This is a genomic window from Streptomyces sp. NPDC005141 (assembly GCF_053599975.1).
The window spans coordinates 1-18,718 of record NZ_JBSFYW010000102.1; the positions used below are offsets into that span (position 1 = coordinate 1).

The window sequence follows — 18,718 nt, forward strand, 5'->3', positions numbered from 1 at the left end:
TCGACAGGGCTCGGGGCGCCGCGGTTTCGAGGGGGGCGGGGCCGCGCCGGTACATCCGCCCGCAGCCGAACGAATCGGACCGGCGTGCCGAGGAGCGCCATCGCCCTCGACCAGCGGGGCCACGGCCAGAGCGACAAGGGCCCGGTGACATCGTCACCGGGCCCTTCGCATACCACTCCGCGCCTCGCTCCCGTCCGCCGTCGCCGGGTCGCGCCTCCCCGCGTCACGTCCACAGATGGAGCACAGGACAAGCACGGAGGAGGATTGCGTTCCGCACGTCAGGGGTAGGACCGGCTAAGACCGATTTGCCCCGGCCGTGCGGGAGGGACCCCCACCATGTTCTTGGAAGCGCTCGGCTCAGCGCTGCTCGGTCTCGCGCTGGCGTGGGCGGCGGCATACCGCCTGCCCCAGCGGTTGCCGGCCCGCAGCCTGGTTCTGTCGACCGGCGTCGCAGGAGCCCTGTTCGGCGCCTTCCTGACGCACACGGCCCTGGGCTCCGGCCACTGGCTGGTCATCCTGCTCGGCGCGGCGGCCGTCTCCGCGGCGCTGCTGTCGCTGCTGCTCCGCCCGGAAGAGCGTTTTCGACGCCGCTCGGCGACGGCGTAGCCCGTTCCGCAGACCCCGCTCCCGCGACCGCGAACCGCGCGGCTAGGACGTGTCCCGGACCGCGCCCGAGGGCCCGCCCGCGGGGCAGGTCCCGGGCCGCGGGGCAGGTGCTAGGCCGCGAGGCCCAGTGCGGCCATCCGCTTGGTGTGCGCCTCGGTGATCCGGGAGAACATCCGGCCGACCTCCGCGAGATCGAAGCCGTCCGCGACGCCGCCCACGAGCATCGTCGACAGGGCGTCACGGTCGGCGACCACACGCTGCGACTGGGACAGGGCCTCGCCCATCAGCCGTCGCGCCCACAGCGCGAGCCGGCCCCCCACCCGCGGGTCGGCGTCGATCGCTGCGCGCACCTTCTCGATGGCGAAGCCGGCGTGACCGGTGTCGTCGAGGACGCCGAGGACGAGCCCGCGGGTGTCCGAGTCGAGGCGGGCCGCGACCTCACGGTAGAAGTCACTGGCGATCGAGTCGCCGACGTACGCCTTGACGAGCCCTTCCAGCCAGTCCGAGGGAGCCGTCTGCTTGTGGAAGCCGTCGAGCGCGGCGACGAACGGCTCCATGGCCTGCGTCGGCTCCGCGCCGACCGCGGCGAGCCGGTCCCGCAGCTGCTCGAAGTGGTGGAACTCGGACGACGCCATCTTCGCCAGCTCCGCCTTGTCGCTGAGCGTGGGCGCCAGCTTGGCGTCCTCCGCGAGCCGCTCGAAGGCCGCGAGCTCGCCGTACGCGAGCGCTCCGAGCAGGTCCACGACCGCGGCGCGGTACTGCGGGTCGGCCGAGGCCGTGTCCCAGTCCTGCGCGGCTACTCCGGTGGCCGCGGGAGCGGTGTCGGCGGGGGCCTCGGCGGGCTTCTCAGCGGCGTTGTCAGGCGTCGTCATGAAGCGCACAATAGCCCGCTCACAGCACGAGGGAAGTCCCTGGTCAACCAGTGTGACGACGACTACGTGACCAAATCGGCCATCGCATGTGCGTGATTCCGGGGTATGGTGGTAATGCGCCCGGCGAGTATTCGACGGGCCGCACGAATGAGGATGCCCGGTCGGTGGCCCGATCGGCTCCGACCCGACAGCCCTCCTCGTCGGTACGGCACACTGCGTACGGCATCCGGAGGGAACCCTCAGCGGCACGAGAGCTCGAGCGTCGGCAGTGGTCCCATGCCACTCGGCCAGCCCGTCAAGAGCGGCCGACGTCCCCGGCACGGTCCCGACACGACCCCCGCGCTCGCCTCGCACCGCGTACACAGAAGAGGCAGCACCCTGACTACGACTTTCCGAGAGCTCGGAATCCTTCCCGAGACGGCCGAAGCCCTTGAAGCCGTCGGAATCATCAACCCCTTCCCCATCCAGGAGATGACGCTCCCCGTTGCCCTTTCCGGCAGCGACGTCATCGGCCAGGCCAAGACCGGCACCGGCAAGACGCTGGGCTTCGGCCTTCCGCTCCTGGAGCGTGTCACCGTCCCCGCGGACGTCGAGGCGGGCCGGGCCAAGCCCGAGCAGCTGACCGACGCCCCGCAGGCCCTCGTCGTCGTCCCGACGCGCGAGCTGTGCACCCAGGTGACCAACGACCTGCTCACCGCGGGCAAGGTCCGCAACGTACGCGTTCTCGCCATCTACGGCGGCCGGGCGTACGAGCCCCAGGTGGAGGCCCTGAAGAAGGGCGTCGACGTCATCGTCGGCACCCCGGGGCGACTGCTGGACCTCGCGGGCCAGAAGAAGCTCAACCTCCAGCACGTCAAGGCGCTCGTCCTCGACGAGGCCGACGAGATGCTCGACCTGGGCTTCCTGCCCGACGTCGAGAAGATCATGAACATGCTGCCGGCCCGCCGTCAGACGATGCTGTTCTCGGCGACCATGCCGGGCGCGGTCATCGGTCTCGCGCGCCGCTACATGTCGCAGCCCACGCACATCCGCGCCACCTCGCCGGACGACGAGGGCGCGACGGTCCGCAACACCGCGCAGTTCATCTACCGCGCGCACAACATGGACAAGCCCGAGCTGGTCGCCCGCATACTGCAGGCCGACGGCCGTGGCCTGGCCATGGTCTTCTGCCGCACCAAGCGTACGGCGGCCGACCTCGCCGACCAGCTCCAGCAGCGTGGCTTCGCCTCCGGCGCGGTCCACGGCGACCTCGGCCAGGGTGCCCGCGAGCAGGCGCTGCGCGCCTTCCGCAACGGCAAGGTCGACGTCCTCGTCTGCACCGACGTGGCCGCCCGCGGCATCGACGTCGAGGGTGTCACCCACGTCATCAACTACCAGTCCCCCGAGGACGAGAAGACGTACCTGCACCGCATCGGCCGCACCGGCCGCGCGGGCGCCAAGGGCATCGCGATCACCCTCGTCGACTGGGACGACATCCCGCGCTGGCAGCTGATCAACAAGGCGCTGGACCTCGGCTTCGGCAACCCGCCGGAGACGTACTCCACGTCGCCGCACCTCTTCGAGGAGCTGAGCATCCCGGCCGGCACCAAGGGTGTCCTGCCGCGTTCCGAGCGCACCCGCGCCGGGCTCGCGGCCGAGGTGGTCGAGGACCTGGGCGAGACCGGTGGCCGTGGCGGTCCGCGTGGCCGTGGTGGCCGTTCGGCGGCGCCGTCGGCCCCCGAGCGCGAGCGTGAGCGCTCGCCTCGCACGCCGCGCCAGCGCCGTCGTACGCGCAACGGTGCGTCGCCGGACGAGACGTCCACGTCCCCGTCCACATCGCCCGAGGCCGCCACGGACGTTCCCGCGTCCGTCGAGGCCACCGAGCCCCGCACGCCGCGCCGTCGTCGGCGTACGCGCAGTGGAGCGGGCTCCGAGCCGGTGGCCGCCCCGGTGGCCGAGGCCGCCGAGACCGCCGTGGCAACGGTCGAGGGCGTCACCGACGAGTCCGACGAGTCGGCCAAGCCGCGCCGTCGCCGGAGCCGCAGGACCGCCGACACCGTCGTCGAGACGGCGGAGGCGGCGGTGACCGCTGCCGAGGCCGTGGTCGAGAGCGTCGCCGCCGAGATCGTCGCCGAGGCTCCGGCCAAGCCGGCCCGCCGTCGGACCCGTAAGGCCGTCGAGGCGGCGCCCGCGGCCGAGACGGTCGCCGAGGCCGCCGAGGTCACCGAGGCTCCGGCCAAGCCCGTGCGGCGCCGGACCCGTAAGGCCGCGGAGGCCGTCCTCGACACCGTCGAGGCCGCCGCCACCGAGGTCGCCGAGGCGGTCGCCGAGACCAAGCCGCGGCGTACGCGGGCCAAGGCCGCGAGCACCGCCACGGACACGGCCGAGGCCGCCGAGACGACCGAGGCAACCGAGGCGACCGAGGCAACCGAGGCGACCGAGGCCAAGCCCGCCCGCCGCCGGACCCGCAAGGCCGTCGCCGACGCCGACATCCCGGCCCAGGCCGCCGAGGAGGGCGAGGCCAAGCCCGCCACCCGTCGCCGCACCCGCAAGGCCGCGGAGGCCGTCCTCGACACCGTCGAGGCCGCCGCCACCGAGGTCGCCGAGACCAAGCCGCGGCGTACGCGGGCCAAGGCCGCGAGCACCGCGGACACGGCTGAGGTCGCCGAGGCGACCGAGGCCAAGCCCGTCCGCCGCCGGACCCGCAAGGCCGACGCCGACATCCCGGCCCAGGCCGCCGAGGAGGGCGAGGCCAAGCCCGCCACCCGTCGCCGCACCCGCAAGGTTGTCGCCGCGGAGCCCGCGGAGAGCTGATCTCCCGTCCGATGGCCCGGTCCCACTCCGGTGGGGCCGGGCCATCGGCGTTTTCCCTCCCGCTCCCGACCCTGCCTGTCCGGCAGGAGGCGGGACGCGTCCTGGCGGGAGGTGAGGCGTGTCCTGGCCTCTGCGGGGGGCTTTCCCGGAGTAGGGCGAAGCCCGCCCTTGCGGGCGGCAGGGCCCGTCCCCGCAGAAGGCGGGGCCTCCCCGGCCTCCTGCCGGGGCTGTCCCGGAGCAGGCCGGGACGGCCTGTCCCTGCGGGCGACAGGGCCTGCCCTGGAGGGCGAGGCCTGTGCCGGTCCCCTCGCGCCGGGGTCGTCCTGGTGGGAGGCGAGCCCGTTACGGCCTCCCGTACCGGTTCAGCACCTGCCTGGCCCGCTTCCCGGAACGCCATCCCCAAGGCCGCGCTCCCCGGCCGTCCGAAGGCCGGCGCCGCAGCCGGCACCGCAGCCGGTCCCGGTGTCGGCTCCCGGCCCGCCGCGGGCCCCGGCCACCGCACCCGGGGCCCGTCCCGAGCCCCGAGCCCCGCTCCCCGGCACCCAGGGCCTGTCCCGCGGCCCTCACCCTGTCGGCTCCCGGCGTACCCCACCAGGCCAGTGGTCCCCCGGACCGCCCCACCCGCCGAGCGTCCGCCTCCCCCGCCCGATAGCCTCCTCCGCATGAGCAGGCCCTATACGTTCGCCCCGCCCGCCGGTGTCCGCGCCTACCCGCTGTCGACCTCGCGCGGCACGTTCGCCGTGCTCGACGGCGCCCCGGACGGGCAGCCCAAGGGGACCGCCTTGCTGCTGCCCGGGTTCACCGGGAGCAAGGAGGACTTCATCGCGCTGCACGCGCCCCTGGCCGCCGCGGGATACCGGACGGTGGCCGTCGACGGGCGCGGACAGTTCGAGACCGAAGGACCTCGGGACGACGAAACTGCCTACGAGCAGGCCGAGTTGGCGCAGGACGTGCTCGCGCAGGCCGCTGCGATCGGCACCCCGCTGCACCTCGTGGGGCACTCGCTCGGCGGCCAGATCGCCCGCGCGGCGGTGCTGATCGACCCCTCACCGTTCGCCTCACTCACGCTCATGGCCTCCGGCCCCGCCCAGATCTCCACGACCCAGCAGCAGCGCGTCAAGCTGTTGCGGGACGCGCTCGCCGTGATGAGCATGGCCGAGGTCTGGGAGGCGATACGGGCGATGGAGCCGCCCGAGGAGACCGACACGGGCGGGCTGGACGCGGGGCTCGACGATCTCGCCGACCTGCGCCGCCGCTGGCTCGGCAACAGCCCCGCCCAGCTCGTCGCCACAGGCCGTCAGCTGTGCGTCGAGCCTGACCGCGTGGCCGAACTGGCCGCCGTCCCCCTCCCGAAGCACGTGATATCCGGCGAGCACGACGACACCTGGCCGGTGTCCCTGCTGGACACGATGGCCGTACGGCTCGACGCCCACCGCACGGTCGTCGAGGGCGCGGAGCACTCCCCCAACGCCGACCAGCCACTGGAGACCGCCCGAGCACTGGCCGGGTTCTGGGACAGCACGGCCCGCTAGTACCGCCGGGACTGCTGGCCCCGCCCCCTAGGACCGCCAGGACTCCTACGGATCGCCAGGGGCTAGAAGTACTGCCAGTACTGCTAGTACTGCGCCTGCAGGTGCTCCCAGAAGCCGTCCCGCAGGGCGCGGCGCAGGTCCGACTGGCCGCGCAGGGAGTACTGGAGCAGCCCCTCGGCCTCGACCAGCAGGTCCTGGTCGACCGAGCCGGGGAGGTACGGGTGCCCGGGCAGCAGATCCACCAGGGATTCCCTGCCCCGTGCGGCCAGCCACTTGGCGGCGATCTGTGCGCCCACGAAACGCACGTCCTCCCTCGTGGGCCGGGTCGCCGCCGTCGGGTCGTACGACTGGGCGGTCCGCCTGGCCACATACGGCTTGAAGAAGTCGAGGTCGAACGTGCGCTGGCTGTCGACCTCCCAGAGCAGCGGCTCGGCCTGGTTGCGGCCCTCGGGCGCCTCGATGCCCCAGAGATGGACCCGGGCGCCGTAGCCCTGCGCGGCCTCGACCGCGGAGACGAGGTCCTCGTCACCGCCGAGCAGGGCCGCGTCGCTGATGGCGCGGTGCCGGGCGAGGGATTCCAGGTCGGACCTGATGAGTGAATCGACGCCCTTTTGCTGGTTGTTGGCGTTCAGATTCCCCAACCGGACTTTCACGTCCGGGAGTTCGGCGATCGACTGCTGTTCCGCGGTGTGGATACGGCGTCGCGCCCCGTCGTACCAGTAGACGCGCAGCAGCCGGCTGTCCGCGAAAATCGTGCGGGCCCGGTCGATGAGCGCCTCGATGAGGCCCTCGGTGTCCAGGTCGAACGAACGGCGGTCCTCCGTGCCGGCGACGAGCCGTCCCGCCGCCGCGTACAGATATCCGGCGTCGACGAAGATCGCGTGGGTGGAGGGTGTCTTCGCGACCTCGGCGAGCATGCGCTGGAGCAGCTCGTTCGTGCGGTCGATGCGGGCGGCGAGGGCCGCGTGGTCGTCGTTCATCAATTCCATTGTCCCGGCGGTCACGCTGCGAACACAACTGGCGCCGTTCAGTCTCCGCCAACCTGCTTACCCGTCAGTAATTAGGTTCTCGAAAAATTTCCTTAGCGTAGGGAATGTTTGTAACACGCATCCCGTTGGCTACTTACGGAAGCGAGACACCGATGACTCGCTCTCCACACAAGTAGTTCTCCTCAGGAGGATGACCAGACGAAGGGAGAAGCCCATGCGCTTCGAAATCATGCGACTCGACGATGTCGACGGCACGCCCGTGGACAGCACTGTCGTAGACGCCGCCTCCGTCAACCGGATCGTTCAGCAGGCCGCCGCCATCGGGCAGCGACTGTGGATCCGCCCGGCCGATACGTCCGCTTCGTAATACGAGGACCCGCCTCGTAGCGCCCAGGGGCGTTGCAGGACGCGGACGCTTTTCAGACTTCAGAGTCCCGTACGGCATCCATGCCGTACGGGGCTCTGCGTGTCCTCGGAGCCGTCAGCTCCCCTGGATCACCTGCGTGACGCCGTTGATGATCTGCTGCACCGCGATGGCGGAGAGCATCATGCCCGCGAGCCGGGTCACCAGAACCACGCCGCCGTCCTTGATGACGCGGATGATCAGCAGCGAGTAGCGCATCACGACCCACAGCACGACATGGATCGCCAGGATGGCCGTCCACACCGAGACCTGGCTGGCGACGGTGTCGGCCTTCTGCACCGCGAGGATCACGGACACGATCGCACCGGGCCCGGCGAGCAGGGGCATGCCCAGGGGCACGAGGGCGACGTTGACGTCCTTGGTCTGCTTCGGCTCGTCGGTCTTGCCGGTCAGCAGGTCGAGGGCGATGAGCAGGAGCAGCAGCCCGCCCGCGATCATCAGCGCGGGCACGGAGACGTGCAGGTAGTCCAGGATCTGGTGCCCGAGGAGCCCGAAGACGGCGATGACACCACCGGCGACGCAGACCGCCTGGAAGGCCATGCGCCGCTGCACCCTGGCGGGGCGGCCGGCGGTGAGCGCCAGGAAGATCGGAGTGATCCCGGGGGGATCCATGATGACGAAGAGCGTGAGGAAGAGGGAGCCGAAGACGGCGACGTCGAACATGGTGAAGTAAGCCTTGCGAGGTGGTGAGAGGCGGTGGGCGGGTCTTCCGGCCACCGCTGTGGGCAGTGGTTCCGCGGGGCGGAACAGGGAGGCGCGACCGGCGGTGCCGGGTGCCTGGGGACGGGCCGGTGAACGCGGTTCCGGCCGAGCGAGGGGCGGGACGTACGCCCCCGGGTGGGCGCGCACCGGTCCGTACGACGGACGGGGCACGGCCCGGCACGCATGGCGCCGGCCCTCACCCCCGTACGGCCAGGACGTCCGTCCCGACCGGGCAGAGGCGCCGGTCCGCGCGCCGCCCGGTGAGCTCGGGCCTCACGACACCGACCCGGCTCGTACGGACCTCATGACGCGAACCCGGCGGATACGGGCCTGTCGGCACGCAGCTCGACGGCACGGCCCCTGACGCACGGACCCCGACGAACGGACCCGGCCCGTACAGGCCTCATGACGCCGACCTGTCGGCACAGGCCCGACGGGACCGGCCCGGCGCGGAACGTCCGGGGATTCAGGCTCCGCCGGCGCCCGGCACCGGGAACGCCCCGGTGGCCCGGCGGGTGATCTCCCCGTAGACCTCGGGGTCGGTCGTGAACTCCCCGAGAACACAGGTCTTGCGGCTGCCGTGGTAGTCGGACGAGCCCGTGGCCAGCAGCCCCAGCTCGGAGGCCAGACCGCGCAGCCGTGCGCGGGTGGCCGGCTCGTGGTCCATGTGGTCGACCTCGATGCCGTCGAGTCCCGCGGCGGCGAGTTCCGCGATCGACGACTCCGGCACGGTGCGGCCCCGCTTGGCGGCGGCGGGGTGCGCGAGGACGGTGACGCCCCCGGCCCCCTTGACCAGCCGGATCGCCTCGAAGGGGTCGGTCTCGTGCTTGGGGACGTAGGCGCGACCGCCGTCGGCGAGCCATTCCTCGGTGAAGGCGTCGGAGACGCTGCCGACGACACCCAGCTCGACCAGCGCGGAGGCGACGTGCGGGCGCCCGACCGATCCGTCGCCCGCGATGCGCGCCACCTGTTCCCAGGTGATCGGCACGCCGAGTTCCCGGAGTCTGGCGATCATGCCCTGGGCGCGCGGCACGCGGTCGTCCCGCACCAGCTCGCGCTCGGCGAGCAGTGCGGGCTCCTCGGGGTCGAAGAGGTAGGCCAGCATGTGCAGGCCGATGCCGTCGATCCGGCAGGAGAGTTCGGCGCCGGTGACGAGGGTGAGCCCCTCGGGCAGTGCGGCGATCGCCTCGGCGTACCCGCGGGTGGTGTCGTGGTCGGTGAGCGCGACGACGTCCAGACCGGCGGCGGCGGCGTTGCGCACCAGCTCGGCCGGGGTGTCCGTGCCGTCGGAAGCGGTGGAGTGGGCGTGCAGGTCGATGCGCACTACGCGGGCTCCAGGCGGTGACGGGACGGACGGGGACGCTCAAGGATAACGGGAATCCGACACCCCACTGTCACACCCACACCCCCCGAGCACCCCCTACACACCGGCCGAGCCGATGTCCACGGAACCCCGGCCCCGCACTCCGGCCCGGCGGAGCGGGATCATCACAGCCCGGCGCGGCCCTACGGCTCCAGGATGCGCGGCGACAAGGCGCCGCACGGCAGCAGGTCCACCTCCGCGCCCGCATCGCGCAGATCCGTCAGGACCAGTTCGTCGTACATCAGCAGTCCGGTCTGTTCGGGCCAGACGACCGCCCACAGCCACAGCCCGCGCGCCTCGCCCGCGAAGACGGCGCGATCGTCGGGGGAGCTGGAGACATGCCAGAGCGGGGTGGGCCGGCCCGCCGCGAGAACCTTCGCCTGAGGCGGTTTCTCGACGCTCATATAGGGGCCGGGATCAGGCCCGTCGATGCCCGCGTACCGCGCGCCGAGGCCGACGCCGAGTTCCTCGGCGACCAGGATCAGCTCGCCCATGCCGCCCAGCGGGCCGGGCCCCGAGCAGGCGATGACGGTGGCCCTGCCGCCGCTTCGGTCGTCCCCCGCGAACGCCGCCCCGGTGAACAGCCAGCCGACAGGGAGCGGCCACGGCATCCACACCGGTACCCGGGCGCGGTGCACGACCACACCGAGGGCCTCGACGCTGGGCGGGATCACGGGCTGCAGCGGATGCACCGTGCCATGCACATCGCACTGCCAGGAGTCGGCAAAGAGGCCGGGAGCCCTGACCCGGCCACCACACTTCGGGCAACTGGGTTCGCCCCTCATAGGGCCCAACGGTCCTCCCCGTCCTTCGCCGCGTCAAGGACGATCACCCGTCCGCCGTGTGCCTGCCACGCCAAAAACTAGATGCATCTTGCATTAATTAGCCCATCTAACTTATTGTATGTATACGCCAACGATCCAGTCGGTGCACAGCGAAGGAGCGGGCATGATCAGCAGCACGGAAGCCCCCGCGGAGGGGGACACGTTCGACGCCGGTGCGGGCAGCATCCTGCGCCAGCCGAGGGCCGTCTGGGCGACTGCCGGGGCGTCCGTCGTCGCCTTCATGGGCATCGGGCTGGTCGACCCGATCCTGCCGTCCATCGCCAAGGGGCTCGACGCCACCACCAGCCAGGTGTCCCTGCTCTTCACCTCGTACTTCCTGATCACCGCCGTCGCGATGCTGGTGACCGGCTTCGTCTCCAGCCGGATCGGCGGCCGCAGGACCCTGCTGCTCGGCCTCGCGCTCGTCGTGGTCTTCGCCGGACTCGCCGGCACCTCGGGATCGGTCGGCGAACTCGTCGGCTTCCGGGCCGGCTGGGGCCTCGGCAACGCGCTGTTCGTCTCCACCGCCCTCGCCGTCATCGTCGGCGCGGCGGCAGGCGGCAGCGCGGCGGCGATCCTGCTGTACGAGTCGGCGCTGGGCCTCGGCATGGCCTGCGGGCCCCTGCTGGGAGCGCTGCTCGGTGACGCCAGCTGGCGCTACCCGTTCTTCGGCACAGCGTTCCTGATGGCGATCGGCTTCCTGTGCATCACGGCGTTCCTGAAGGAGCAGCCGAAGCCCGCGTGCAAGACCTCGCTCCTGGACCCGCTGCGCGCCCTCGGCCACGGAGGTCTCGCCTCCGCCGCGACGTCCGCGTTCTTCTACAACTACACGTTCTTCACCGTGCTGGCCTTCACCCCGTTCGTGCTGAACATGACGCCGTACAAGTCCGGCGCGGTGTTCTTCTGCTGGGGCGTACTGCTCGCGGTGTTCTCGGTGATCGTGGCGCCGCGCATGCAGGCCCGGTTCGGCTCGCTGAAAGTGCTGGGCGGCTCCCTGGTGCTGCTCGCCGCCGACGTGCTCGTCCTCGGGTACGGCAACCACACCACCGCCGTCGTCTGCACGATCCTGTCCGGCGCCTTCATCGGCGTGAACAACACCGTCTACACGGAGCTGGCCCTCGGAGTATCGGACGCACCGCGCCCCGTGGCGAGCGCCGGCTACAACTTCGTGCGCTGGTTCGCGGCCGCGGCGGCGCCTTACTTCGCGCCGAAGATCGAGGAGTGGAGCGACATCCACGTCCCGTTCGTGGTCGCCGCGGTCACCGCCCTGCTGGGCGCGGCGGTGGTCTTCGTACGGCGCGAGGCGCTCACCTCCGAGGCCGAGGAGCTGGAGCCGGCGCACGCCACCGAGGACGGCGTCACCGTCTTCGCCAACTGACCGAGCAGGAGCGGAAACTGATGCCCCGTCGGGTTCGGAGCTCCGGGGGCCGGTCAGTCGAGCGGAACGGACTTGCGCAGCGGATCACGCAGGTCCGTTCCACCGTTCAGCCAGCGCTCCTGGAGGGCGGCAGCGCCGTGCACGCGCTTCCAGGCGGCCTCGTTGGGCGTCATGGGGAGCAGCGGCAGGAACCGTACGGGGTCGGCGGGCTCGTCCAGTTCCAGGTCCTCCACCAGACCGCCGGACTCCGCGACCAGGACGGAGGTGAACGGCGCGCCGGGCCACAGGGATTCACCCACGTCGAGCGAGGCGCCGGGGGCCACGACCAGTCCCTCGACCTGGGGAGCGGCGGCGAGCACGGCGAGCGGGCGGAGCACCTTGTCGGTGTCGGCGCCGCCCGGCCGGACCGAGAGGACCAGCTCGGCGCGCGGGCCCTTCACCGGGTCGGCGAGCACGGCGGTGGGGTCCGCCATCGGCTGGATGGACATGCCGAGCGTGGCGTAGCGGACGATGTCGCCCTCGGTGAAACGCAGCACCTCGATGCGGTCGGTGCCCAGGAAGGTGACCGCGGCCCGCGCGTCGGGTTCGCCCAGCGCGGAGCACAAACGGGCCTCGACCAGAGGAAGAACATCAGCCATGCGCCGAGCATAGGCCGCGTCAACTGCGCGACGGCGCACCGGACCCCTGGTCAACAACGCGCAAAGCGGCGACTTGACGCATTCCTGCGCTGATAGTCTTGGCCGCTGGTCGGAGCAGCGCACAGTGGAGGCACCACCCAGGCCCTCTTGGCGCTGGGGGAGTTGCTCCCGGGCTCCGACGCACTGAGACTGATCTGACTCCCCTTCGGAGGGAGACAGACTCCCCTTCGGGGGATGGATCGTCCCTCATGGGGGACCGACCGGAGGAGGTGGGGCTGCAATGGACCGAAGTCGACCGTGCAGTACCACCCGCTCTTCCGGTCGCTGAGTTCGTAGCTGGTTCCGCTGGTTTTTCAGCCTTGCCGGCTGCCGCCTCCCGCAAACGTGTGCATACGTGTCAGCGTTGCCAGGTGCACCACGGAAGAGCGCTTCGTTTCCGCCTGATCTGTCCGATCTGAACCCCTGATCTGTCCGATCTGAATCAACAGCGAAGCTGCCACCGCGACGGTGCGGTGCTCCCCGCTTTGTGGACGTGCCAAACATCCGCAGTCAGGACGTCCCCATTCCGGGTAGTTCCAACCGTCGCCGGCCGCCTCCGTTGCGAAAAGGAGCCTGCCATGTCGATGATCCGAGACCTGCGCGCCGCGGTCCGCCCCCGCCCCTCGCTGCGCAAGGACAGTGGCTCGTACGACACCACCCGTGACCCCGGCACCCCGTCGGCCGTGGTCGACTGCGCCGTCTACCGCGACGGTGCCCGTGTCGACACACGCACGCCGCTCACGCCGCACGAGGCGATGCGCCAGGTGCGGCGCGACGGCGGCTTCGTGTGGATCGGCCTGCACGAGCCCACCGAGGACGAATTCGCCGGTATCGCCGGGGAGTTCGGGCTGCACCCGCTGGCCGTCGAGGACGCCGTCCAGGCCCACCAGCGGCCCAAGCTGGAGCGCTACGACGACTCGCTCTTCACCGTCTTCAAGACCATCCACTACGTCGAGCACGACCGGCTGACGGCGACCAGCGAGATCGTCGAGACCGGCGAGGTCATGTGCTTCACCGGACGGGACTTCTTCATCACCGTCCGGCACGGCGGACAGGGCTCGCTGCGCGCCCTGCGGCACCGGCTGCAGGACGACCCCGAACTGCTCGCCAAGGGCCCCTCTGCGGTGCTGCACGCGATCGCCGACCATGTCGTCGACGGCTACATCGCGGTCGCGGACGCCGTGCAGGACGACATCGACGAGGTCGAGACCGAGGTGTTCTCGCCGGGCCGCAAGGGCACCCCGCGCGGCACGGACGCCGGGCAGATCTACCAGCTCAAGCGCGAGGTGCTGGAGTTCAAGCGGGCGGTCTCGCCGCTGCTGCGCCCCATGCAGCTGCTCAGCGAGCGCCCGATGCGGCTGATCGACCCCGACATCCAGAAGTACTTCCGCGATGTCGCCGACCACCTCGCGCGCGTGCAGGAGCAGGTCCTCGGCTTCGACGAACTGCTCAACTCGATCCTCCAGGCCAACCTCGCGCAGGCCTCCGTGGCGCAGAACGAGGACATGCGCAAGATCACCTCATGGGCCGCGATCATCGCCGTGCCGACGATGGTCTGTGGCGTGTACGGCATGAACTTCGAGCACATGCCGGAGCTGCACGCACGCTACGGCTACCCGGTGGTCATGGGCATCACGGTCGGCCTCTGCCTTTCCATCCACCGCATCCTGAAGCGCAACGGCTGGCTCTAGGGCGTGGATAGGCTTGGCCCCATGACGCAAGAGCTGCTCGACCAGGCCCTCGTCGAGGAGGCCACCAAGAAGTCCGGGCTGATCTGGGTGAGGGGCGCCGGAGCGCCGGCGCTCCCCGGTCCGGGTCACGAGGTGCCCACTCGAGCGCTGTGGCACGTGTGGCACGACGGCGCGGCCTGCGTGGTCGGCGACGGGCCCGGCGAGCAGCCGCTGCCGGGGCTGGTCGACGGGGGTGCCGCGGTCGTCACCGTACGCAGCAAGGACAAGGGCGGACGGCTCGTCTCCTGGTCCGCCACGGTGGTGGAGCTGACCGAGGCCACCCCGGAGTGGGAGGCGGCCGTCGGCGAGCTCAAGGGAAAGCGGCTGAACGCCCCCGACGGCGAGGCCATGCCGGGGCGCTGGGCGCGCGAGTGCCGGGTACTGCGCCTCGAACCGACGGGCGCGACCGCCGAGCTGCCCGAGGGTTCGCTCGCCGAGCGGCCGGTGCCGAGCCCGGCGACCACCCGCCTGCCGATTCCGGCGGCGCTGCCCCGCCTGCTGATGAAGAGGCGTAAGCGCCGCTAGGGGGCTGGGCCCGGTCGCGCCACGGAGGTGGCGGGGTCCGGGCCGCCGCGGACCGTACACCCGGCCGCAGGCTACGACGTGGGCAGCTGCTGCCCGTAGTCGACCGTCTCCTTCTTGGACGGCTCCTCCAGCGCGAAGCCCTTGCCCCAGTCGGTCAGCCGGAGGGTGCCGGCGTTGCCCGCGCGCGACAGGAGGAGCGGGTACGGGGTTCCCTGCAGCGAGACGTCCAGGGTGCCGCCCGAGCCCTTGCCGCCGGTGATGCGGATGGTGCGGACGCCGGACTCCTCGTGGTGGCCGTCCGTGGCGAGGTCGCCGTGCAGACTGAGCAGTCCGTCGAGCAGGACGTCCTTGTCGGTGAAGCCGCTGAAGCGCTTGTACGCGGGGTCGCCGGTCGGCACCTTCACATACATGCCCTCCAGCTTGTCCGCCGCGGCGGTGTCCGCCGGCTTGCCGCCGCTCTTGCCGTCCTGATGGGCCCAGAACTCGGCGTTCGCCTTGAGGAACAGGTGCTCGCCGACCCGCAGCAGCCGGAAACTGGCCCCCTTCGAGGTGACCGAGCCGGTGCCGCCGTCGGACTTGAGGCGCATGTCGAGGGTGTACGTGGTCCCGTTCGAGACGACGGTCCCGGACAGCCGGACGGTCTTCGCGTCGTCGGCCGCCTTCTTCGCCTTCGCCTGGATGGTGGCGGCGGGCAGCTTGCCGACCCCGTTCGTGCCCGCGTCCGGGTCCTCGCTGCCGCACCCCGTCAGTCCCGCCCCTGTCACGGCCAGTGCGCACATCGCGGTCACCATCACGGCTCTGCGGGTACGGCCCTGGGGAATTGCAGTCACAGGTGGGCTGCCTTTCGTGCGCGGTCCTCAACGGCGTACGGCAGCGTACCGGTGCCGCCCCCTCCCGACGGAGGCAGTCCGTCCGGACCGCCCACCAGGGCGTATCCGACCGGGACGGGCTAGCCTGAAGCCCACCCGAGCGGACAGACCGGCACAGAACGCTTCGAAGCGAAGGAGGCGCGGGCATGGCCGCAGGCGCCCCCCGGATCTTCGTCTCGCATCTGGCCGGTGTCGCCGTCTTCGACCCGAACGGCGACCAGGTGGGCCGGGTGCGGGACCTCGTCGCCATGCTGCGCGTCGGACGGCGGCCGCCCCGGCTGCTCGGCCTCGTCGTCGAACTGTCGACGCGCCGCCGGATCTTCCTGCCCATGACCCGGGTGACGGGCATCGAGTCCGGCCAGGTCATCACGACCGGCGTCCTGAACGTGCGCCGCTTCGAGCAGCGGCCCACCGAGCGGCTCGTCTTCGGAGAGCTTCTCGACCGGCTCGTGACCCTCGTCGAGACCGGCGAGGAGGTGACCGTCCTGGACGTGTCGATCCAGCAGCTGCCGGCCCGCAGGGACTGGGAGATCGGCCGCGTCTTCGTGCGCAAGGGGCGCAGCGGCGCCTTCCGGCGCTCCAAGGGCGAGACGATGACGGTCGACTGGTCCTCCGTCACCGGGTTCTCCCTGGAGGAACACGGGCAGGGCGCGGAGAGCCTGCTCGCCACCTTCGAGCAGCTGCGCCCGGCCGACCTCGCGAACGTGCTGCACCACCTGTCGCCGAAGCGGCGTGGCGAGGTGGCCGCCGCGCTCGACGACGACCGTCTCGCCGACGTGCTCGAGGAACTGCCCGAGGACGACCAGATCGAGATCCTCGGCAAGCTCAAGGAGGAACGCGCGGCCGACGTCCTGGAGGCGATGGACCCCGACGACGCGGCCGACCTCCTCGCCGAGCTGCCCGCCGAGGACGTGGAGCGGCTGCTGACCCTGATGCGGCCCGGCGAAGCGGCGGACGTCCGGCGGCTGATGGCGTACGCGGAGCGGACGGCGGGCGGGCTCATGACCACCGAGCCCATCGTGCTGCGCGCCGACGCCACCGTCGCCGACGCGCTCGCCCGGGTCCGCAACCCCGACCTCTCCCCCGCGCTCGCCGCCCAGGTGTACGTGTGCCGCCCGCCGGACGAGACGCCGACGGGCAAGTACCTGGGTGCGGTGCACTTCCAGCGGCTGCTGCGCGATCCGCCGTTCACCCTGGTCGGCTCGCTCGTCGACGACGACCTCCAGCCGCTGGCCCCGGAGGACGAGCTGCCCGTGGTCGCCGGGTTCTTCGCGACGTACGACATGGTCGCGGCGCCCGTCGTCGACGAGAGCGGCTCGCTGCTCGGGGCGGTGACCGTGGACGACGTACTGGACCACATGCTGCCCGAGGACTGGCGGGAGACGGAGTTCCACCTGGACGAGGGTGTGCACGAGAGCATGCACGAGGGCACCCACGAGGGCGGCCGTGAAGGGGTCCACGAGGACCCTCACGGCCACGAGGACGTCCGCCGGGGGCCGGACGGCCCGCCGGGCGGGGAGGGACGCCATGGCGCCTGATCGTGAGGCCCGTGAGCGGGTCGCCAGCGGGGCGACGGCGGCCCCCCGGCCGCGCACCCGGCTGGACCAGCCGAAGCCGCCGCGGCGCAGACTGCTGCCCGAGTGGGACCCGGAGGCCTTCGGACGGCTCTCGGAGCGCATCGCCCGCTTCCTCGGCACCGGACGGTTCATCGTCTGGATGACGGTCGTCATCATCCTGTGGGTGGTGTGGAACATCTTCGCGCCGGGCGACCTGCGGTTCGACAACTACCCGTTCATCTTCCTGACCCTGATGCTGTCGCTCCAGGCCTCCTACGCCGCCCCGCTGATCCTGCTCGCGCAGAACCGGCAGGACGACCGCGACCGGGTCAACCTCGAACAGGACCGCAAGCAGAACGAGCGCTCCATCGCCGACACCGAGTACCTCACCCGCGAGATCGCCGCACTGCGGATGGGCCTCGGCGAGGTGGCCACCCGCGACTGGATCCGCTCCGAGCTCCAGGACCTGGTCAAGGAGCTGGAGGACCACTATCCCGACGGCCACGGGGACGACCGGGTCGTATTCCCGGCGGAACGGTCGCACGGACGTGACGTAGACGACCGGTGACGGGGCTTTCCGGAGCCCATGGGGAGCGCCGTACCATCGTCCCTATGGCTACGGAAGACGCGGTGCGTGAAGCACTGGCGACGGTGAACGACCCCGAGATCAACCGACCCATCACCGAACTGGGGATGGTCAAATCGGTCGAGATCGGCGCGGAGGGCGTGGTCGCGGTCGCCGTGTACCTGACGGTCTCCGGCTGCCCGATGCGCGACACGATCACCCAGCGGGTGACGGAGGCGGTCTCGCGGGTCGAGGGCGTCACCGCTGTCGAGGTCGAGCTCGACGTGATGAGCGACGAACAGCGCCGCGAACTGGCGACCGCGCTGAAGGGCGGCACGGCCGAGCGCGAGGTGCCCTTCGCCAAGCCCGGCTCGCTGACCCGCGTGTACGCGGTCGCGTCCGGCAAGGGCGGCGTCGGCAAGTCCTCGGTCACCGTGAACCTGGCGGCGGCGATGGCGGCCGACGGACTCAAGGTCGGTGTCGTGGACGCCGACATCTACGGCCACTCGGTGCCGCGCATGCTCGGCGCGGACGGCAAGCCGACCCAGGTCGAGAACATGATCATGCCGCCGTCCGCGCACGGCGTGAAGGTCATCTCCATCGGCATGTTCACCCCCGGTAACGCACCGGTGGTCTGGCGCGGCCCGATGCTCCACCGCGCTCTCCAGCAGTTCCTGGCGGACGTGTACTGGGGCGACCTGGACGTCCTGCTCCTCGACCTCCCGCCGGGCACGGGCGACATCGCGATCTCCGTCGCGCAGCTCGTCCCGAACGCCGAGATCCTGGTCGTCACGACCCCGCAGCAGGCGGCGGCCGAGGTCGCCGAGCGCGCCGGCTCCATCGCCGTGCAGACCCACCAGAAGATCGTCGGTGTCGTCGAGAACATGGCGGGGCTGCCCTGCCCGCACTGCGACGAGATGGTCGACGTGTTCGGCACCGGCGGCGGCCAGTCGGTCGCCGACGGCCTGACCCGCACCACCGGCGCGACCGTCCCGGTCCTCGGCTCCATCCCGATCGACGTCCGCCTCCGCGAGGGCGGCGACGAGGGCAAGCCGGTGGTTCTGACCGACCCCGACTCCCCCGCCGGCGCGGCCCTGCGCGCCATCGCGGGCAAGCTGGGCGGCCGCCAGCGCGGCCTGTCGGGGATGTCGCTCGGCATCACCCCGCGCAACAAGTTCTAGGACTTGTTGCGCGAAGTTCCGCGCTTACGAGGAAGGGGCCGCGAAGATGTCCTCCCGCGCCGGCCGCGAGCCGGGCGAGGGCGCCGCGCGGGTCGCCGGGCGCCTGAAGGTCCGTGTCGCCGGGCACACGAT

The 18,718-nt window shown here is 71.5% G+C and carries 17 protein-coding genes; 10 read left to right on the plus strand and 7 right to left on the minus strand.

What is annotated here, in order from left to right:
• Positions 1 to 336: 336 nt before the first annotated feature.
• Entirely contained in the window at positions 337 to 606 is a 270-nt protein-coding gene (locus tag ACWD68_RS39785) for a hypothetical protein (RefSeq protein ID WP_451811343.1), read from the plus strand.
• Positions 607 to 716: 110 nt separating this feature from the next.
• Here the strand turns inward: ACWD68_RS39785 and ACWD68_RS39790 are convergent, their stop codons facing one another.
• Positions 717 to 1,478: a ferritin-like fold-containing protein gene (locus ACWD68_RS39790; RefSeq protein WP_451811344.1), complete on the minus strand. Its 762-nt coding sequence runs from the start codon at positions 1,476 to 1,478 to the stop codon at positions 717 to 719.
• A 276-nt stretch (positions 1,479 to 1,754) separates the two neighbouring features.
• On the opposite strand from ACWD68_RS39790, the gene ACWD68_RS39795 reads away from it, so the two are divergent.
• Positions 1,755 to 4,271 (plus strand): DEAD/DEAH box helicase, encoded by a 2,517-nt coding sequence (locus tag ACWD68_RS39795; RefSeq protein ID WP_451811345.1) that lies wholly within the window; start codon positions 1,755 to 1,757, stop codon positions 4,269 to 4,271.
• Positions 4,272 to 4,933: 662 nt separating this feature from the next.
• Positions 4,934 to 5,803 carry an alpha/beta fold hydrolase gene (locus ACWD68_RS39800; RefSeq protein WP_451811346.1) on the plus strand — a complete coding sequence of 290 codons (870 nt, stop codon included), beginning with the start codon at positions 4,934 to 4,936 and terminating at the stop codon, positions 5,801 to 5,803.
• Positions 5,804 to 5,886: 83 nt separating this feature from the next.
• Here the strand turns inward: ACWD68_RS39800 and ACWD68_RS39805 are convergent, their stop codons facing one another.
• Positions 5,887 to 6,783 (minus strand): NYN domain-containing protein, encoded by an 897-nt coding sequence (locus tag ACWD68_RS39805; RefSeq protein ID WP_451811347.1) that lies wholly within the window; start codon positions 6,781 to 6,783, stop codon positions 5,887 to 5,889.
• Between the two features lie 223 nt (positions 6,784 to 7,006).
• Here ACWD68_RS39805 and ACWD68_RS39810 point away from each other — a divergent pair, with 223 nt between their 5' ends.
• Positions 7,007 to 7,159, plus strand: a complete 153-nt coding sequence (locus tag ACWD68_RS39810) for a hypothetical protein (protein WP_007384531.1) — start codon at positions 7,007 to 7,009, stop codon at positions 7,157 to 7,159.
• A 114-nt stretch (positions 7,160 to 7,273) separates the two neighbouring features.
• Here ACWD68_RS39810 and ACWD68_RS39815 read toward each other — a convergent pair whose 3' ends face one another.
• The 3 genes from ACWD68_RS39815 to ACWD68_RS39825 all read right to left on the minus strand — a co-directional run bounded on the left by ACWD68_RS39815 (position 7,274) and on the right by ACWD68_RS39825 (position 10,066).
• Positions 7,274 to 7,879 (minus strand): MarC family protein, encoded by a 606-nt coding sequence (locus ACWD68_RS39815; protein ID WP_451811348.1) that lies wholly within the window; start codon positions 7,877 to 7,879, stop codon positions 7,274 to 7,276.
• 505 nt (positions 7,880 to 8,384) lie between these two features.
• Positions 8,385 to 9,242 (minus strand): PHP domain-containing protein, encoded by an 858-nt coding sequence (locus ACWD68_RS39820; protein WP_451811349.1) that lies wholly within the window; start codon positions 9,240 to 9,242, stop codon positions 8,385 to 8,387.
• 182 nt (positions 9,243 to 9,424) lie between these two features.
• Positions 9,425 to 10,066, minus strand: coding sequence for a DUF6758 family protein (locus ACWD68_RS39825; protein ID WP_451811350.1), 642 nt, complete (start codon positions 10,064 to 10,066; stop codon positions 9,425 to 9,427).
• A 163-nt stretch (positions 10,067 to 10,229) separates the two neighbouring features.
• Here ACWD68_RS39825 and ACWD68_RS39830 point away from each other — a divergent pair, with 163 nt between their 5' ends.
• Positions 10,230 to 11,483, plus strand: coding sequence for an MFS transporter (locus ACWD68_RS39830; protein ID WP_451811351.1), 1,254 nt, complete (start codon positions 10,230 to 10,232; stop codon positions 11,481 to 11,483).
• A gap of 53 nt (positions 11,484 to 11,536) precedes the next feature.
• Here ACWD68_RS39830 and ACWD68_RS39835 read toward each other — a convergent pair whose 3' ends face one another.
• The gene (locus tag ACWD68_RS39835; protein WP_451811352.1) at positions 11,537 to 12,121 is read right to left on the minus strand and encodes a suppressor of fused domain protein; all 585 of its coding nucleotides are present in this window, start codon (positions 12,119 to 12,121) and stop codon (positions 11,537 to 11,539) included.
• 617 nt (positions 12,122 to 12,738) lie between these two features.
• Between ACWD68_RS39835 and ACWD68_RS39840 the strand changes: the two genes are divergently transcribed.
• Entirely contained in the window at positions 12,739 to 13,851 is a 1,113-nt protein-coding gene (locus tag ACWD68_RS39840; protein ID WP_451811353.1) for a magnesium and cobalt transport protein CorA, read from the plus strand.
• A gap of 21 nt (positions 13,852 to 13,872) precedes the next feature.
• Positions 13,873 to 14,415, plus strand: coding sequence for a hypothetical protein (locus tag ACWD68_RS39845; protein WP_451811354.1), 543 nt, complete (start codon positions 13,873 to 13,875; stop codon positions 14,413 to 14,415).
• Between the two features lie 71 nt (positions 14,416 to 14,486).
• Here ACWD68_RS39845 and ACWD68_RS39850 read toward each other — a convergent pair whose 3' ends face one another.
• On the minus strand, positions 14,487 to 15,245 hold the full coding sequence (locus tag ACWD68_RS39850) for a hypothetical protein (RefSeq protein WP_451811355.1): 759 nt from the start codon (positions 15,243 to 15,245) through the stop codon (positions 14,487 to 14,489).
• 185 nt (positions 15,246 to 15,430) lie between these two features.
• On the opposite strand from ACWD68_RS39850, the gene ACWD68_RS39855 reads away from it, so the two are divergent.
• From ACWD68_RS39855 to ACWD68_RS39865, 3 genes are read left to right on the plus strand one after another with little or no spacing between them, the layout of a single operon-like run.
• Positions 15,431 to 16,822 (plus strand): magnesium transporter MgtE N-terminal domain-containing protein, encoded by a 1,392-nt coding sequence (locus ACWD68_RS39855; protein ID WP_451811356.1) that lies wholly within the window; start codon positions 15,431 to 15,433, stop codon positions 16,820 to 16,822.
• Positions 16,812 to 17,408 (plus strand): DUF1003 domain-containing protein, encoded by a 597-nt coding sequence (locus tag ACWD68_RS39860; RefSeq protein WP_451811357.1) that lies wholly within the window; start codon positions 16,812 to 16,814, stop codon positions 17,406 to 17,408. Before ACWD68_RS39855 ends, ACWD68_RS39860 begins: the two co-directional genes overlap by 11 nt.
• 44 nt (positions 17,409 to 17,452) lie before the next feature.
• A complete protein-coding gene (locus ACWD68_RS39865; RefSeq protein ID WP_451811358.1) occupies positions 17,453 to 18,586 on the plus strand; it encodes an Mrp/NBP35 family ATP-binding protein in 1,134 nt (377 codons plus the stop codon).
• Positions 18,587 to 18,718: the final 132 nt, after the last annotated feature.

What these genes read in the sequence shown, in the direction of transcription:
- ACWD68_RS39785 (WP_451811343.1), top strand. Translation starts at nt 337, where the DNA reads ATGTTCTTGGAAGCGCTCGGCTCAGCGCTGCTCGGTCTCGCGCTGGCG.
- ACWD68_RS39795 (WP_451811345.1), top strand. Translation starts at nt 1,755, where the DNA reads ATGCCACTCGGCCAGCCCGTCAAGAGCGGCCGACGTCCCCGGCACGGT.
- ACWD68_RS39830 (WP_451811351.1), top strand. Translation starts at nt 10,230, where the DNA reads ATGATCAGCAGCACGGAAGCCCCCGCGGAGGGGGACACGTTCGACGCC.
- ACWD68_RS39810 (WP_007384531.1), top strand. Translation starts at nt 7,007, where the DNA reads ATGCGCTTCGAAATCATGCGACTCGACGATGTCGACGGCACGCCCGTG.
- ACWD68_RS39815 (WP_451811348.1), bottom strand. Translation starts at nt 7,879, where the DNA reads ATGTTCGACGTCGCCGTCTTCGGCTCCCTCTTCCTCACGCTCTTCGTC.
- ACWD68_RS39825 (WP_451811350.1), bottom strand. Translation starts at nt 10,066, where the DNA reads ATGAGGGGCGAACCCAGTTGCCCGAAGTGTGGTGGCCGGGTCAGGGCT.
- ACWD68_RS39865 (WP_451811358.1), top strand. Translation starts at nt 17,453, where the DNA reads ATGGCTACGGAAGACGCGGTGCGTGAAGCACTGGCGACGGTGAACGAC.
- ACWD68_RS39790 (WP_451811344.1), bottom strand. Translation starts at nt 1,478, where the DNA reads ATGACGACGCCTGACAACGCCGCTGAGAAGCCCGCCGAGGCCCCCGCC.
- ACWD68_RS39855 (WP_451811356.1), top strand. Translation starts at nt 15,431, where the DNA reads ATGGCCGCAGGCGCCCCCCGGATCTTCGTCTCGCATCTGGCCGGTGTC.
- ACWD68_RS39800 (WP_451811346.1), top strand. Translation starts at nt 4,934, where the DNA reads ATGAGCAGGCCCTATACGTTCGCCCCGCCCGCCGGTGTCCGCGCCTAC.
- ACWD68_RS39860 (WP_451811357.1), top strand. Translation starts at nt 16,812, where the DNA reads ATGGCGCCTGATCGTGAGGCCCGTGAGCGGGTCGCCAGCGGGGCGACG.
- ACWD68_RS39845 (WP_451811354.1), top strand. Translation starts at nt 13,873, where the DNA reads ATGACGCAAGAGCTGCTCGACCAGGCCCTCGTCGAGGAGGCCACCAAG.
- ACWD68_RS39835 (WP_451811352.1), bottom strand. Translation starts at nt 12,121, where the DNA reads ATGGCTGATGTTCTTCCTCTGGTCGAGGCCCGTTTGTGCTCCGCGCTG.
- ACWD68_RS39805 (WP_451811347.1), bottom strand. Translation starts at nt 6,783, where the DNA reads ATGAACGACGACCACGCGGCCCTCGCCGCCCGCATCGACCGCACGAAC.
- ACWD68_RS39840 (WP_451811353.1), top strand. Translation starts at nt 12,739, where the DNA reads ATGTCGATGATCCGAGACCTGCGCGCCGCGGTCCGCCCCCGCCCCTCG.